This is a genomic window from Candidatus Photodesmus blepharonis (assembly GCF_000731795.2).
In the GTDB taxonomy this organism is placed as follows: Bacteria; Pseudomonadota; Gammaproteobacteria; order Enterobacterales; family Vibrionaceae; genus Vibrio; species Vibrio blepharonis.
The window spans coordinates 1-15,998 of sequence record NZ_JGVK01000011.1 but is presented as its reverse complement, the minus strand read 5'-3'; the positions used below and the strand labels follow the sequence as shown (position 1 = coordinate 15,998).

15 protein-coding genes and 4 tRNA genes are annotated in these 15,998 nt (G+C 35.5%); 7 read left to right on the top strand and 12 right to left on the bottom strand.

Annotated elements, in window-relative coordinates; translation table 11 throughout:
• Genes gspJ through gspC form a run of 8 tightly spaced genes read right to left on the bottom strand, consistent with a single transcriptional unit; the run spans window position 1 to window position 7,669 of the window.
• Window positions 1-618, bottom strand: coding sequence for a type II secretion system minor pseudopilin GspJ (gspJ, locus tag CF67_RS02145; RefSeq protein WP_034413801.1), 618 nt, complete (start codon window positions 616-618; stop codon window positions 1-3).
• Window positions 615-968: a type II secretion system minor pseudopilin GspI gene (gene gspI, locus CF67_RS02140; RefSeq protein WP_034413834.1), complete on the bottom strand. Its 354-nt coding sequence runs from the start codon at window positions 966-968 to the stop codon at window positions 615-617. Before gspI ends, gspJ begins: the two co-directional genes overlap by 4 nt.
• Window positions 961-1,545 carry a pilus assembly FimT family protein gene (locus CF67_RS02135; protein WP_034413799.1) on the bottom strand — a complete coding sequence of 195 codons (585 nt, stop codon included), beginning with the start codon at window positions 1,543-1,545 and terminating at the stop codon, window positions 961-963. The genes gspI and CF67_RS02135 overlap by 8 nt, the downstream gene beginning before the upstream one ends.
• Window positions 1,546-1,595: 50 nt before the next feature.
• Window positions 1,596-2,024 (bottom strand): type II secretion system major pseudopilin GspG, encoded by a 429-nt coding sequence (gene gspG / locus CF67_RS02130; protein ID WP_034413796.1) that lies wholly within the window; start codon window positions 2,022-2,024, stop codon window positions 1,596-1,598.
• A gap of 38 nt (window positions 2,025-2,062) precedes the next feature.
• On the bottom strand, window positions 2,063-3,286 hold the full coding sequence (gene gspF / locus CF67_RS02125) for a type II secretion system inner membrane protein GspF (protein WP_034413793.1): 1,224 nt from the start codon (window positions 3,284-3,286) through the stop codon (window positions 2,063-2,065).
• Entirely contained in the window at window positions 3,286-4,794 is a 1,509-nt protein-coding gene (gene gspE / locus CF67_RS02120; RefSeq protein ID WP_034413790.1) for a type II secretion system ATPase GspE, read from the bottom strand. The genes gspF and gspE overlap by 1 nt, the downstream gene beginning before the upstream one ends.
• Entirely contained in the window at window positions 4,791-6,815 is a 2,025-nt protein-coding gene (gene gspD, locus CF67_RS02115) for a type II secretion system secretin GspD (RefSeq protein WP_034413788.1), read from the bottom strand. The genes gspE and gspD overlap by 4 nt, the downstream gene beginning before the upstream one ends.
• 32 nt (window positions 6,816-6,847) lie before the next feature.
• A complete protein-coding gene (gspC, locus tag CF67_RS02110; RefSeq protein ID WP_052538031.1) occupies window positions 6,848-7,669 on the bottom strand; it encodes a type II secretion system protein GspC in 822 nt (273 codons plus the stop codon).
• A 251-nt stretch (window positions 7,670-7,920) separates the two neighbouring features.
• Here gspC and hslR point away from each other — a divergent pair, with 251 nt between their 5' ends.
• Window positions 7,921-8,307, top strand: a complete 387-nt coding sequence (hslR, locus tag CF67_RS02105; protein WP_034413783.1) for a ribosome-associated heat shock protein Hsp15 — start codon at window positions 7,921-7,923, stop codon at window positions 8,305-8,307.
• A gap of 482 nt (window positions 8,308-8,789) precedes the next feature.
• Window positions 8,790-10,415 (top strand): phosphoenolpyruvate carboxykinase (ATP), encoded by a 1,626-nt coding sequence (pckA, locus tag CF67_RS02100; protein WP_034413781.1) that lies wholly within the window; start codon window positions 8,790-8,792, stop codon window positions 10,413-10,415.
• 193 nt (window positions 10,416-10,608) lie between these two features.
• Here pckA and galU read toward each other — a convergent pair whose 3' ends face one another.
• Both galU and epmB read right to left on the bottom strand, forming a co-directional pair.
• Window positions 10,609-11,481, bottom strand: a complete 873-nt coding sequence (gene galU, locus CF67_RS02095; protein WP_034413779.1) for a UTP--glucose-1-phosphate uridylyltransferase GalU — start codon at window positions 11,479-11,481, stop codon at window positions 10,609-10,611.
• A gap of 66 nt (window positions 11,482-11,547) precedes the next feature.
• On the bottom strand, window positions 11,548-12,570 hold the full coding sequence (epmB, locus tag CF67_RS02090; protein ID WP_034413777.1) for an EF-P beta-lysylation protein EpmB: 1,023 nt from the start codon (window positions 12,568-12,570) through the stop codon (window positions 11,548-11,550).
• A gap of 38 nt (window positions 12,571-12,608) precedes the next feature.
• Between epmB and efp the strand changes: the two genes are divergently transcribed.
• A complete protein-coding gene (gene efp / locus CF67_RS02085) occupies window positions 12,609-13,178 on the top strand; it encodes an elongation factor P (protein ID WP_034413774.1) in 570 nt (189 codons plus the stop codon).
• A gap of 179 nt (window positions 13,179-13,357) precedes the next feature.
• Here the strand turns inward: efp and tpiA are convergent, their stop codons facing one another.
• On the bottom strand, window positions 13,358-14,122 hold the full coding sequence (tpiA, locus tag CF67_RS02080) for a triose-phosphate isomerase (RefSeq protein WP_034413772.1): 765 nt from the start codon (window positions 14,120-14,122) through the stop codon (window positions 13,358-13,360).
• Window positions 14,123-14,302: 180 nt separating this feature from the next.
• Window positions 14,303-15,217, bottom strand: coding sequence for a type I pantothenate kinase (gene coaA, locus CF67_RS02075; RefSeq protein ID WP_034413769.1), 915 nt, complete (start codon window positions 15,215-15,217; stop codon window positions 14,303-14,305).
• Between the two features lie 208 nt (window positions 15,218-15,425).
• Here coaA and CF67_RS02070 point away from each other — a divergent pair.
• From CF67_RS02070 to CF67_RS02055, 4 genes are all read left to right on the top strand, one after another.
• Window positions 15,426-15,501: transfer RNA gene (locus CF67_RS02070), tRNA-Thr, on the top strand.
• A gap of 41 nt (window positions 15,502-15,542) precedes the next feature.
• Window positions 15,543-15,627 (top strand) — tRNA-Tyr (locus CF67_RS02065).
• A 27-nt stretch (window positions 15,628-15,654) separates the two neighbouring features.
• Window positions 15,655-15,729: transfer RNA gene (locus CF67_RS02060), tRNA-Gly, on the top strand.
• Window positions 15,730-15,743: 14 nt separating this feature from the next.
• Window positions 15,744-15,819, top strand: a tRNA-Thr gene (locus CF67_RS02055).
• Window positions 15,820-15,998 lie beyond the last annotated feature (179 nt).

Below are 15,998 nucleotides of genomic sequence, written 5' to 3'. Positions count from 1 at the left end.
TTACTTGCTATTAACAGTTTGATTAGAAGCAATCAAATAAACCCGTTCAATTTCACCATAATCTTCAAGTTCAAGAATAACAGAAACAGCTTGAGGCAAAATTTTTAATGTTTGCCATTGTTCATACCAAATATTACCGTCATAAAATTTCATATTAAACGATTCTATACCAGTAAGAATTGGAGCTATGGTCCCAATATCCCCTTCTAAAGTATCTGGATATTGCCACCACACTCTTTGTAACACTTTATCTTTAAGATAATAACCGACTTTTGCCACTTCTCCGCGAGGAAATCGTTGTTGCGGATTATGCCAACCTAATCGAGTAAATAAGACACTTTCGTTCTCATAATTTAACAAAAATTGACTACTTGATTTATCGCCATTAGTACGAAATACACGTGCAGCCATCTGACGAAAATCACTATCCATAAAAATTAAAGCTCTCTGTAACTCCTTTAAGCGATTACCACGCTCTAAAGATAATTCATTGCTCTTTTGTACTTGATCTACAATTTGATATACAGCAATGCTTAAGCTAGCTAAAACCGCTATTGATACCAATGTTTCAACTAACGTAAAACCACGGTTACGTTCACCCTTTGAGTATTTGTTCATTTAACAACATAACTCCTCACGGTAAGCAAAGAGGAACCAGATTTTGCTCGGGAAACACTAACGTCAAAAGCCTGAAGCAAATCATCAGCGGTTTTAACAGGTTCAATTGTCCAATACCAAATTCTCCCCGCTAAATTTTCTTCACCCTGCATAAACTTTAAATTCTCTGGCTTGAGTATTACTTTTGCCATTTGATTGTTAATCACCATAGCAGAAAAAATCTTTTCTTCTAAATAATCTGTAAAATTAATGTGTTGATTAACCAGTTGAAGTACCGAAAGCGAAATCATTGAGAAAATAACTAGCGCAAAGAGTACTTCAAGTAATGTCATACCTCGAGAATTATTTATCTTCAATTTTTTTCCCTGGTGGCAATAAAATCAACTGACCATTTTTTTTGAAAACAATCTTCCATCCGTACTGTTCAATTTTTTTCTCTTTAGAGTAAATAACTACAGACGCAGGAGTTACTTCTCCATTTGATAAGATCAATATCTGTGGAAATTTCATCTTTTCTTTTTTTTCCAAATCAAGAAAAACATCGCCATAAAATGAGTTTTCTGGAATAAATAAACGCCCATTATTACTCCAAACTTCGTCATTAATATTCAAGTGGACTACAATACTTTCTTCCTTAAACTTAGTTGATGAAAAAACACGATTATCCAAAATTGGTCGCCAACCTTCGCTATTCAAACTCATCAACGTATAACACGATTTACTTTCATCAAAGTATAAACCAAAATTTTTTCCACTAAGAATAGCTTCCTCCTTTAAGAAATTAACTTGATTGAATAAAGCTCTTACACGCTTTTTAGTCATATCTTCACTACTTGGTAGAATAACGACTACCACTGCTGCGCTAAGAGAAAATAAAATCAAAACTAACAAGATTTCGAGAAAAGTAAAAGCGCGAAACGTTTTCATAAATCAAGCAAACTTCCTGGCAAGAAAGACTCAATACGTTAACTTCACTTTTATTGAAATCCCTGAAGATTCCAATTTCCAATATCAGCTGATACACCTTCACCGCCCTCTTCGGCATCAGCACCTAAAGTAAAGATATCAAGAGTACCGTGATCTCCCGGGTATAGATACTTGTAGCTATTTCCCCATGGATCACTTGGTAAGCGCTTTATATAGCCGCCGCTGCGATAATTTCGTAACTCAAGATCAGAAGGTTTAGTAACTAAGATCGCGAGACCTTGATCTGTTGTAGGATACATACTATTGTCTAATCTATACATATCCAACGCATTTTCTAATGCAACAATATCAGCAATTACCTTTTTCTGATCTGCTTTTTCTTTGTTACCTAAAAGATTGGGAACAACGAAGCTTGCCAATATACCTAAAATCACTATCACTACCATCACCTCAAGTAAAGTAAAACCTGACCGTTTCATTGTCCCTCCATACTTTGATTTTTTTGAAAAACGAGCAGTTATCCACTTATTAAATTATTCATTTCTAACATCGGCGTCAAAGTCGCCATCACAATAAACAAGATCAAACCAGCCATCAATGCTATCAACGTAGGATTTACAATCTCTAAAACAATATTTACAGTTAATTCAAAATTAGCATCTTGAATATCAGCAGCATATATCAACATAGTTTCTAACTTACCGCTTTGTTCACCACTTGAAATCATATGTAACATCATTGGCAAAAAAATTTTAGTTTTCTCTAAAGCTTGAGATAAGCTAGCTCCCTCTCTCACATTATCCACCGCTATTAACATCTGCTTTTTCATATATCGGTTCGATACAACATTAACAGCAACACGCATTCCTTCTAAAATTGGCATAGTGTTAGAGATACACATCGCTAATGTACGCGCGAATCGAGAAGTGTTTATATCTTTATGTATTTTGCCTATTACAGGGAAAAAAAGTATCTTTCTATCCCAATTTAAACGAAAATCTGGTTTGCTTAATAGCCGTTTCGTCAAAAAACTACAAATCAAGATTAAAATAAAAAACTGAATACCCCAGACTTGTATAAATCTGCTCATTTTAAGCAAAAAATCTGTGGACTGCGGTAACTCTTGTCCTACATGAATAATTGGTTCGATAATTTTAGGCACAACATTCACCAACAAAAATGAAACAATACCGAATGTAAATACTACTAATGCAAAAGGATAAATCATTGCCTGCTGAAGCTTATAACGTACTTTCTGATTCTTTTCTGCATAACTAGTTAAACGTTCTAACGAAGTGGCAAGATGACCTGTTTTTTCACCTGCAAACACCATAGAGCAAAATAGCTGATCAAAAATGTAAGGATGGTCCGCAAGGCTATCTGACAAAGTATGACCTTCAGACACCTTAGAACGAACAGAAGAGAGAATGGAACGAACACGCGGATTTTTAGATTGCTCTAACACAATCCTAAGTGACTCTTCCAACGGTATACTAGACTGTATTAAAACTGATAGCTGACGAGTAATCAAAACTAAATCTGACAAGCGAATCCTTTTTTTTAAAAAAAATACACTTCTTCCTAATTTTTTGTATTGTTGAGCGGAAATATCTTCTAATCTAACAGGCACCATACCCTGTTCTCTTAAACGTGTACGAACCTGTCTAGCACTATCGCCTTCAATAATTCCTTTTTTTTGTCGACCCTTTTTATTTAGTGCCAAATATTCAAATGATGCCATCATATTCCCTCGCACTTTACTCGTATCAATTCTTCAAGAGAAGTGATACCTTGACGAACCTTTTCTAAACCATCGCTATATATACTCGGGTTTTTTACTCGAACTAATTGTTCAATTACTTGCTCATCTTCTCTCCTATGGATCAGCTCCCGAATATGCTTATCCACTAACAAGAACTCATAAATACCAGTACGTCCCCGATAACCTTTACGATTGCAACTAGCACAACCATCAGAACGGTAGAGAATTAATTGTTCTTCCATATCTCCAGAAAGATCAAATAACTTTTTCTGTTCTTCATCTGCTGCATAGGGTATTTTACAATCATGGCATAAAATTCTCACTAAACGTTGCGCTAGTACACCAAGTAAAGAAGATGAAATCAAAAATGGCTCAACACCCATATCCCGCAATCTTGTAATTGCGCCAACTGCACTATTAGTGTGTAAAGTCGACATTACGAGATGACCTGTCAAAGAAGCTTGAACAGCAATTTGTGCTGTTTCTAAATCACGAATCTCACCAACCATAATTACGTCAGGATCTTGACGCAAGATAGCCCGAAGCCCACGAGCAAAAGTCATATCTACTTTAGGATTTACTTGAGTTTGACCAATACCATCAATATCAAATTCAATTGGGTCTTCCACAGTAATAATATTTTTTTCACTATTATTTAATTCTTGCAAACCAGCATATAAAGTAGTGGACTTACCAGATCCAGTTGCTCCAGTTACCAGAATAATGCCATATGGCCTTTCAATAAGAGCTCGAAAGTTGGCGCAGTTATCAGCTGTCATACCTAAACTATATAAATCTAAGTGAATGACGTTTTTATCAAGTAAACGCATTACTATACGTTCTCCATGGGAAGAAGGCATAGTGGAAACACGTACATCAATAGGACGACCACCTATACGCAGCGAAACACGGCCATCTTGTGGGATGCGTTTTTCCGCGATATCAAGCCTTGCCATCACCTTTACACGCGAAACTAGCAATGGAGCTAGTTTTCGACTTGGAGCTAATACGTCTCGTAATATACCGTCAACACGAAAACGAATTAATAACGCTTTTTCAAATGTCTCAATATGAACATCCGATGCACCTTCTTTAATGGCTTCTCCGAGCATAGCGTTGATTAGCTTAATTATTGGTGCATCATCTTCTGATTCCAGCAAATCTTCATCTTCTGGTAATTCTTCTACTAACGAAAAAAAATCCTCACTAGCTGTACCAATATCTTCCATTAACTGACGTGCTTCAGAAGAGTTGCGTTGATATACTTGAGTTAACTTACTATCAAATTCTTCTGAATTTAGCTCATGCAAAATAAAAGAGACCTTAACAACACGTTTAACTTCAACTAATGATTCAATAAGCAACGGTGCAACATAATATAAAACATATCCTTTTTTCTTGTCATATTCGAAAACTAATTTAAAACGATTTGCAAAACTAAATGGAATGTAACGAAAGACCGTAGAACTAGTTATCATATCACTCATTCTATTTCTTCCATTTGCTTAAGTAATATTTCAAATTCAGCATAGTGACCAATTACTTCACCAAATTTAGGTATTACAGGAATATTTATATCGTTCATTAACCTTAAACCTTCATCCATTTTGTACAGTTGTTCTGCTCGGATAAAGTTATACTTACGTTGAGTAATACTGTCAGCCATTATACCATCACGAATAATAGTCGGTTTAATAAATACCATGAGGTTTTTCTTCTCAATTTGAGTACTAGTTGATTTGAATAAATATCCTAAAATTGGTATGTCACCAAACAAAGGAACTTTAGATTGGCTTTCAAGCACATGCTCATTAATCAAGCCTCCAAGTACAATCATTTGACCATCTTCAACCATCACCGAAGTATGAAGCTGACGCTTAGAAAAACGCACATCAATAGCACCATTAGCTCCTAACACATTTGATACTTCTTGTTCAATATTCAGATGAATAGAATTACCTTCATTAATTTGAGGTATTACTCTTAATTTTATGCCAACTTCTTTACGATCAACAGTTTGAAAAGGATTTCCATTATTTAAACCAACTGTAGAACCTGTAATAACCGGTACTTCCTCACCAACAATGAATGATGCCTCTCCATTATCCATTACAGTTATGCTCGGTGAGGATAAAATATTAGAATCGGAATCAGAAGCTACAGCATGAATTAAAGCAGTCCAATCCCCGGTTGCAATACTAAGTGCGGCACCATTTAATCTACTAAAAACCTTAGCCAATCCAGAATAATCACCTCTTTCTGTTAACTCCCGAGTTTTCCAAGAGCTACTGCTTGAATCCCAATAACGCTCTGTTATAGTTTTATCTTTGATATCTTCTAGTCCAAGCATCACCTGACCAATTGGTGTATTTGAATTTCTATATTGAATAAGTGCGCCGCTTGCCAAGGATCCCCATTGCACACCAAGATTGACACCATCGCTTTCTGCGATTTCAACAATCAGAGCTTCAATTAATACTTGTGCGCGACGGATATCAAGCTGAGAAATTACACCTTGAATAGTGTTCATAACATCGGGAGGAGCAGTTAATACTAAAGCGTTAGTCTCAGGATGAGCAGCGATCATTACTTCGCTACGTCGAGCGTTGCTATTTTCTTTAGGAGCAGACTTTTCTGCTTGAAGTTTATTAGATAACCCTTCAAGAACACTAACTAAGTCTTCTGCTCTAGCATACTTAAGATAAACAACTCTATTGCTACCTTTCGGAGCCATTTCTAGATCAAGTTGCCTCATAAGGTTTTTCAAACGAACTCGAACTTCTGGATCACCTGAAATAAGCACAGAATTAGTGCGATCATCGGCTACTAATTTAGGTTGTAAGAAAATTGGGATATTCGAAGTAGAGGTATTTTTGTTTAATGCTTTAACGATACGCACCATCTCTGTAGAAGATGCATTTTTTAGCTCTACTACTTCGATTTTTTTGTCACCTGCTTGATCAACACGCTTGACAATTTCTGCTAAACGGTTGACCACTGCTGCGCTACCAGTAATCAGAATTATATTAGCAGGATCATAATGAACCACATTACCCGAACCGGCATTATCGTTCAATTGGCGCAATAATGGAGAAAGCTCACGTACTGAAACATTATGCACTGCAACTACTCGCGTAACAACGTTATCCCCATCAATATTACCATCGCTAACAACAGGAATAGCTGAAGTTTTTGCATCTTTAGATTTAATAACCTTTAGAATTCCACTCTCCATTTCAACAACAGAAAAACCATAAACTTCAAGCACATTTAAGAAAAAACTATAATATTGTTCTTCTGTTAATACATCATAGCTACGAATATCAATTTTTCCACGAACAGAAGGATCAATTATAAGAGTTTTCTTGAGGTTACGGCCAACAATATTAATGAACTCTTGGATATCTGCACCTTTAAAATTCGCACTAAAATCATTTGCTGCCACAAGCGAAACTACCAATAAACTTCCGGAACATAACCAAGAAATTCTCTTTAGCCAATAAGTCACTCTCTAACATTCCTTATGCTCACACATCAGTATCAAAATCCAATGTATATATCGTGTTCTTGACCATTTCTGTGCACTTTTAAATTAATTTCGCTTAATTGTGAAACACTTTTTAAAATTTTTCCAATAGAGATAGACTCGGTTAAATCTTGTCCGTTTATCTGAATAGCAACATCATTAGGCTTCAACCCAAGCAAATTAAATAGTTCAGATTTTTTGCCTGGATTTATACGATATCCAAAAACTTTTCCAGCATGTTTCACTTTCGATACATTCATATATTGAAAAATATTCTTTGGATCTTTCAGAATATTCTGATGAATACGACTAAATTCAATATTTTTTTTAAAATCATTGGTGTCAATTTTAGACGAAAATACAGTGGCTGTTTTTTTTTGAGCAACTCCATGAAGCATCAAGATTTCATCATAACCGGAATTATCAATGATCACTCGATCAAGCATGACTGCTTTTAACTTAGCTTTAGTTCCCTCAATTTTTTCATTCACACCATAAGTTGCTTGTAATCCTCGATTAGCAATAATTGCTAATCCTTTATCAGGTTCGCTAGTGATGACAACCCCCACCAAAATTAAATTCAAATGCGCTCTGGAAAAATCGTTCGTAGAATCTTCTGATAACGTCATAACTTTATGTTCATAATGACCAAACAGATAACCTTTTTTCAATTCAGCAATATTAATACTACTTTGTTTAGAGGTTGCTTGTAATTCCATGTTAGGAAACCAGGAAATAATTGGCTGTGATTGACCATGTACTATCCAGAATATCTTGCCAAGTAACCATCCTAAACATGTCAACAAAATTAAAGTAAATAAAACACTAATTCTCATTTGGAATTCATCAATTTTATTCATAAGAGTATTTAATAAAAAAGATCAAAAAATTATTGCAGTTCGCTTAGATATTATAAATAACCCAGCTGCTATAGCTAAGAAAAATTAATACTATTTAAATTGATCAAATTTTAATTTTAAACAATCTACAATCAAATTACCTTTACAACCATACGAAACAACATCATTGATTGACATCACAAGACAATAGTGCTATTAGTTTATGTTGTCGGAGGGATTTTAGTAGTATGGTTTCCAATACGGTTCGACTTGATAAATGGTTATGGGCTGCTCGGTTTTATAGAACCCGAACTATTGCTCGTAATATGATTAATAGTGGCAAGGTCCATTACAATTCCCAACGTAGCAAAGCAAGCAAAACAATGGAAATTGGTTCTATTATTACTTTAAAACAAGGGAATACAGAAAAAACCGTTGTGGTTAAGGCTCTATCAAGCCAACGTCGCGGTGCTCAAGAAGCTCTCACTCTTTATTCAGAAGTTTTTGACAATTTAGCAAAACGCAAAAACAATTCGCTACAGCGTAAATTTCATACATATAGCTCTTCTAATTCAGAACGTCGACCTAATAAAAAACAACGTCGAGATATTATAAGATTAAAAAAGTGTCAATAAATTAAAAATTCTTCTGGGAAAATAGCCAACTCGCAAACGACGCTTTAAGTCCTTCTTGTTGAGCAAATTCTAATCATAACAGAACAATGAAGTTTAATAGGCACTAGAAAGTTTAGACGGGAAAATTCAATTATCAAAAACTACGGAATATACAAACAAGGAGCGAAAAATAACCTTTCAAATTTGTTTAAGCAAGTAATGAACACTCTGAAAACACGGAATTATTTTCGTTGAAAAATCTAAGTTTCCATTCTTCGACTATTCTGAAATTCACTGTACTTTCAACGAAAAAGAGCTATGATTATACAATCTCTGCAAGATAACATGACTGACTCATTTCTCAACTGTTAAAACATATTGGAAACATGGATATTTTAGAGAGCGATTTTCCAGTTTTATACATTATACTTAGTTACCATGTCTTGAAAAGCAAAATGCTTAATAAGCTTTTTCTTAATTTAAATGAGTACCTCTAAACTACCATGGAACACACGAGAATGCAGCAAACTACTTTAAACCTTAGAAAATATGGATTACAAAATATCCAAAAAATTATCCGAAATCCAAGTTACGAAATGTTGTTTAAAGAAGAAACCTGCACAGATCTCCATGGTTATGAAAAAGGAATAGTAACCAAATTCGGAGCTGTAGCTGTGGATACTGGAATCTTTACTGGTCGCTCACCTAAAGATAAGTATATCGTCAAAGATGCAATGACTGAAAAACGCATTTGGTGGACATCTGATAGAATCGAAAATGATAATAAGCCGATCACACAGCAAGTATGGAATGAGTTAAAAAAATTAGTAATTAATCAGCTTTCTGGCAAGCGTGTTTTTGTTATTGACGGTTATTGTGGTGCAAATCCAGATACGCGTTTAAGTATTAGGGTGATCACGGAAATAGCATGGCAGGCCCATTTCGCAAAAAATATGTTTATTCGTCCTTCTGAACTAACAACATTCGAACCTGACTTCATAGTAATGAACGGTGCTAAATGTACCAATCCAAAGTGGAAAGAGCAAGGTCTAACCTCTGAAAACTTCACTGCGTTCAACTTAACTGAACGTACACAACTTATTGGTGGTACTTGGTATAGCGGTGAAATGAAAAAAGGAATGTTTTCAATGATGAACTATTTTTTACCACTAAAGAATATTGCGTCTATGCATTGTAGTGCAAACATGGGAAAAGATGGCGATGTAGCAGTATTCTTCGGTTTATCTGGTACAGGTAAAACAACTCTTTCTATCAATAACAAACGCGCGCTCATTGGTGACGATGAACATGGTTGGGATAAAAACGGTGTATTTAACTTCGAAGGTGGTTGCTACGCAAAAACTATCAAACTTTCAAAAGAAGCTGAACCTGATATCTATAACGCTATTTATCGCGATGCTCTATTAGAAAACGTGACTGTCCTCGATGATAATTCAATTGATTTCGATGATCATTCAAAAACCGAGAACACACGTGTTTCTTATCCTATTTACCACATTAAAAACATTGTAAAACCTATTTCTAAAGGTGGCCATGCAAACAAAGTAATTTTTTTATCTGCTGACGCATTTGGTGTACTACCTCCAGTATCAAAACTCACTCCAGAACAAACTAAATATCATTTTCTATCCGGCTTCACTTCTAAGTTAGCTGGTACTGAGCGTGGCGTTACAAACCCAACGCCTACATTCTCAGCTTGTTTTGGTGCGGCGTTCTTAACACTACACCCAATTAAGTATGCAAAAGTGTTAATCAAACGTATGGAAGAAGCTGGTTCTGAAGCTTATTTGGTTAATACTGGGTGGAATGGTAGCGGTAAGCGTATTTCCATTGAAAATACACGGAAAATTATTGATGCAATTTTAGATGGCTCTATTGAAAAAACAGATACTAAAAACATTCCAATATTCAATCTGGAAATACCAATCAAATTAATAGGAATTGACCCTAAAATTCTAGATCCACGCAATACTTATTCTGATCATATGCAATGGAAACATAAAGCTAACAACCTAGCAGCTCTGTTTATAGATAACTTCAATAAGTATACTGATAACAAAGAAGGTAGAGCACTTATTTCAGCAGGACCTCAATTAAGCTATAACTGATGAATCCTATACCCTGTTTTGTTTCCACTTATAAGTATGAAAACCAAAGATCTACAAATCTACCTTCGTTGAAAACCATGCATTCTCAATGTGTGCAAACGGATTAACGAATCTTAGTTAATGTAGAAATACAAGATGAAGCGATGACATAATTGAATGAAAAACTCTTATCTAGTTCATTGAACTTACTCTCTTATGTAGCTTTTAAAAGTGGTTTCCTCAGCAATTTTAATTTTTTTTCACCCTTTAAATAGAGTTTTTCAAAAAAATAATTAGTGGCTTGAACGTAACCCTCCACACCACCGCAATCAAAGCGTTTTCCCTTAAATTTATATGCTAAAACACATCCATATCTTGCTTGTTTTAAAAGTGAATCAGTAAGTTGGATTTCTCCTCCTGTACCTAATTTTGTACACTCTATTAACCCAAAAATATCCGGGGTTAAAATATAACGACCCACAATAGCCAAATTACTCGGGGCACTGCCTCTCTCTGGCTTCTCTATCATCTCATTAACGCAATACAGATCATCTCTAATCATTTCTCCGGATATAATCCCATATTTACAAATTTCATCTTCAGGCACTTCTTGTACAGCAATAATGGAACAACGAAACTGCTTATAAAGTGCAACCATTTGTTCCAAAACACTTTCCCGTTCATTAACACATAAATCATCAGACAATATAACAGCAAATGGTTCATCGCCAATTAGTTCTTGACCAGTCAAAACAGCATGTCCTAAACCTTTTATTTCGTGCTGACGAATATAAGTGAAATTAGCGATATCAATTACCTCACGGATATCAACTAATAGCTCTTCCTTATTCGTGCCGCTAATTTGATGCTCCAATTCATAGTTTTTGTCAAAATGATCCATAATAGAATGTTTTCCGCGCCCCATAACAATACACATATTATTAATACCCGCTTTGATGGCTTCTTCAACTCCATACTCAATTAAAGGCTTATTAACAACGGGCATCATTTCTTTAGGCATTGACTTAGTAGCAGGCAGGAAACGCGTTCCGTATCCTGCAGCAGGGAAGAGGCACTTTTTTATCATAATTATAAAAACCCATTGAACTTTATAGAAATCATACTCTGATCAACCGTTAGTTCTAACAAACATTTATTTTAAACACAAGTCGAGTGGTATTTTACTATTTCTTCCACTGATTTCTCTAATTAATCTAGGTACTAGATAACCTGATACTCTTTCAATGACTCCTTTCATAATTTCTCTAGCCCTTTTATCAGAAACAAAAAAATGAGCCGAGCCTTGCACTTTGTCTAAAACATGAAGGTAATAAGGAAGAATACCAACATCAAAAAGCACTTCGTTTAGAAGGACTTGAGCCTCAATAGAATCATTAACTCCCTTCAGCAAAACTCCTTGGTTAAGAAGTGTGATTTCTCGATTTTTGAGTTTTTTGAGTTGTTGCTGCAATTGGCAATTAATTTCATTAGCATGGTTAATATGTGTAACTAAAATAACCTGAAGACGATCTTGGCTTAAAATTTCACAAAGCCTAGCAGTTATTCGCGCCGGTATAACGATTAGCAATCGTGTGTGGATACGTAGCCTCTTTATGTGTGGAATTCCAGCTATTCTGCTAACTAACCATTCAAGTTCAGCATCCTTAGCCATTAAAGGGTCACCACCAGATAAAATAACCTCATTTAACTCTGAATGTTGAGCCAAATAATGAAGGTTTTTCTTCCAAACAACCTTGCTCCCTTTATTCTCTTGATAAGGAAAGTAGCGTCTAAAACAATAACGACAGTGTATTGCACAACTACCTTTCACGATCATGAGTGCTCGATTTCTATATTTATGAAGTAATCCTGGAGTATTATTGTGGTGTTCTTTCAAAGGGTCAATAGAGTATCCATTATGTACTTCAAGCTCTTCAATTATTGGTAAAACTTGACGTAAAAGAGGATCCTTAGGATTACCTTTCTCCATCCTATCGATAAAACTTTGTGGTACACGTTGCGCGAAAGGCTTTCTAGCTTCAAATCCTGTTTTCCAAGCAGATGGATCTATCTGTAAAAATTCCAATAATTTTATTGGATCTGAGATAGCACCGGCTAACTGTTTCATCCAATTTTGCTCAACAGAAACAATTTTTCGGGTTATGATATTGGACATAAATTAACTCAAACAATAGCGAAATTGGATAAATAAGAATGACCAAAGTGAAGGTAAATGAATTTAAAAGCGGTCTCAAAGTCATTTTCGATAATGAACCTTGCATAATCATAGATAACGAGTACGTAAAACCAGGCAAAGGCCAAGCGTTTAATCGTGTTAAAATCCGTAAATTACTTTCTAGTAAAGTTTTAGAAAAAACATTCAGATCGAGCGATTCCCTAAAAATAGCTGATGTAGTGGAAGTGACTCTAGACTATATATACAATGATGGCAAATTTTATTACTTTATGAACACTCAATCCTTCGAACAGATCAGCGCAGATAAAAAAACTATTGGTAACAATGCCAAGTGGCTAGTAGTGAATAACGCCTGCACATTAACTCTTTGGAACGGAAATCCTATTGTAGTCACACCATCAAATTTTGTTGAACTTAAGGTAATCGAAACAGCCCATGGTCTAAGAGGAGATACCCAGGGAACTAGTATTAAAATGGCAACACTGCAAACTGGAGCAATCGTCCGTGTTCCACTATTCATCTCAACTGGAGAAACGATCCGAGTTGACACTCGCAGCGGAGAATATGTAAGTCGCGTGAAATTATAACTGAATGTGCTCAAACACAATAATGTCTTTGTAAAAGTCACGAAGATGTTAAAAATACTTAAGTAATTTTTAAATTGCCACCTTAAGTGTATCACTTCCAATTAACATAATGGTCAAAGATATACCCAACGATCTAAAATTGAAGACAAAATTCCCTTACTATTACACAACTCAATTTATTATGACAGACTTGCTTTTTGGATGATTTCTGCAAAAATCCTTGAATCAAGCGCTGAATTACCAACCAAAGCTCCATCAATATCTGGTTGCATGAAATAAGCCTTTGCATTTTCTGAATTAACAGATCCGCCATACTGAATTATAATTTCTTTTGCAACTGTAGGATTGTGTTTTGCAATATGAGCTCGAATTGCAGCATGAATATTTTGTACATAGCACGCTGTTGCTGCTTTACCAGTACCAATAGCCCAGATCGGCTCATACGCAATAACAGCGCCATTTAAGATTTCAGGACCATGATTTTTTATAACAGAATCAATTTGACGAGTGCATATCGCAACAGTTTCTCCAGATCTATTTTGAGCTTCAGATTCACCAATACATAAAACAGGAATCAAACCACTCTCTTTTAGAAAAATAAACTTTTCAGCTATAAACTCATCGGATTCTAAGTGATATGAACGACGTTCAGAATGACCGATGATAACATAAGTGACACCGAAATCCTTCAACATGCCAGGAGAAATCTCTCCGGTAAAAGCACCTTTAGTATTTACGCCGCTATCTTGAGCTCCAAGAACCACAGCACTACCAATCTTGTCTAAAGTTCGTCTCGCTAGATCAATATAAAGTGTTGGTGGAGCTACAGCAACATCAACATCTATTGTACCTTTAAGTCTTGTATTCAGATCATTCAATAATTGAACAACCATTTTTTTGCTACCATTTAGTTTCCAGTTGCCTATAATTACTGGCTTACGCATAAAATATCTCCGTATATATTCTCAATATCATTGAGCTTTGCAAAAAAAATTGTAATATAACAGAAAAATATTTTTCAATAATAGTTTAAGTTGCATTTTCTAGTCATATATTTGCACTTCGGTACAAATTCTGAAAATTAAATGATGAAAAACTCCGTTGATACAAAATAGAACCTGGGCTCATCTTCTTAAAAGCACCTCTTCAACAGTATGATTGTTCCCCTTCTTCAAGATTAGCTGTGCTTTATCCTTGCTTGGCAAAATATTTTTCTCTAAATTAACTCCATTAATCGATTTCCAAATACTTTTTGCTTTTTTGACAGCAAGTTTTTCTGAAAGCTGTGTATAGTGACTGAAATAAGAACCTGGTTCTGTAAATGCACCATAACGAAACTTAAGAAAACGCTCAACATACCACTTTTCTATTATTTTAGTATCAGCATCAACATAAAGCGAAAAATCTAAAAAGTCTGCAATAGACACTCGATGAGTTAACTCTGTACTAGTTTGTAAAACATTAAGTCCTTCAATAATTAATATATCAGGCCGATTGACAACTTTAATTTCACTAGTAATATCATAAGCAACGTGCGAATATACTGGAACTTCAATATTAGGTTTACAAGCCTTAATATCATAGATGAATTGAATTAAACGCCTCATATCGTATGATTCAGGAAAACCTTTTCTTTTCATGAGACAGCGCTCATTCAATATTTTCTGAGGGTATAAAAAACCGTCAGTTGTAACAAGCTCAACCTTAGGGTGATTTTCCCAACGAGACAGCAAGGCTCTCAGAATACGCGCTGTAGTGCTCTTTCCTACCGCAACACTACCAGCAATGCCAACAATGAAAGGCGCTACACTTTTATTGTTACCTAAAAAATTCTGCAAAATAGAATCTCTGCTTTGACGAGCGACAACATAAAGATTCAAAAGGCGACTAAGGGGAAGATAAATTTCCACGGTTTCTTTGACCGTTAGGTTTTCATTTACCCCTTGCAATTCTTTTACATGGCTTTCAGATAATGTCATAGGTACCGCGTTACGTAATTTTGCCCACATTGTACGATTAAAAGACATAAAAGAACTCATAAAATACTCACTCAATGGCCTAATCTATATGCAAAAGAAGAGTTGAGAACATATATAAACAAGCTGTGAATAAAAAATAATAAACACAATAAATCCCATCAAAAATACGAAGGCTACCAAGTAAAAGTCAGCTGGTCAAAATCGTTTTTTTTTAAAATTTGCTATTGCAAGTAGGAAAATCATTCAATAGAATGCGTGCTTGGATAATGCCGACTTAGCTCAGAAGGTAGAGCGACTGACTTGTAATCAGTAGGTCACCAGTTCGATTCCGGTAGTCGGCACCATCTTAACCTTTTGTTCGCGAGGCATTGGTAATGAAAAACTTGGAGGGGTTCCCGAGTGGCTAAAGGGAGCAGACTGTAAATCTGCCGGCACCGCCTTCGATGGTTCGAATCCATCCCCCTCCACCATGATCAAAAAATAGCTCTCAGAGTTTTGCGGGCATCGTATAACGGCTATTATCTCAGCCTTCCAAGCTGATGATACGGGTTCAATTCCCGTTGCCCGCTCCAGCTTAGTTTTAAACGCTGATATAGCTCAGTAGGTAGAGTGCGCCCTTGGTAAGGGTGAGGTCCCCAGTTCAAATCTGGGTATCAGCACCAACTCTGCAAAATCAATCTTTGATTTATCATCACTGTTTCGATTCTTGTATGGCCATCAAATTCTACCCTAATCCATAAATTTCAGAGGGACACAGACCATGTCTAAAGAAAAATTTGAACGTGTAAAACCACATATAAATGTTGGTACTATAGGTCATGTTGACCATGGTAAGACCACT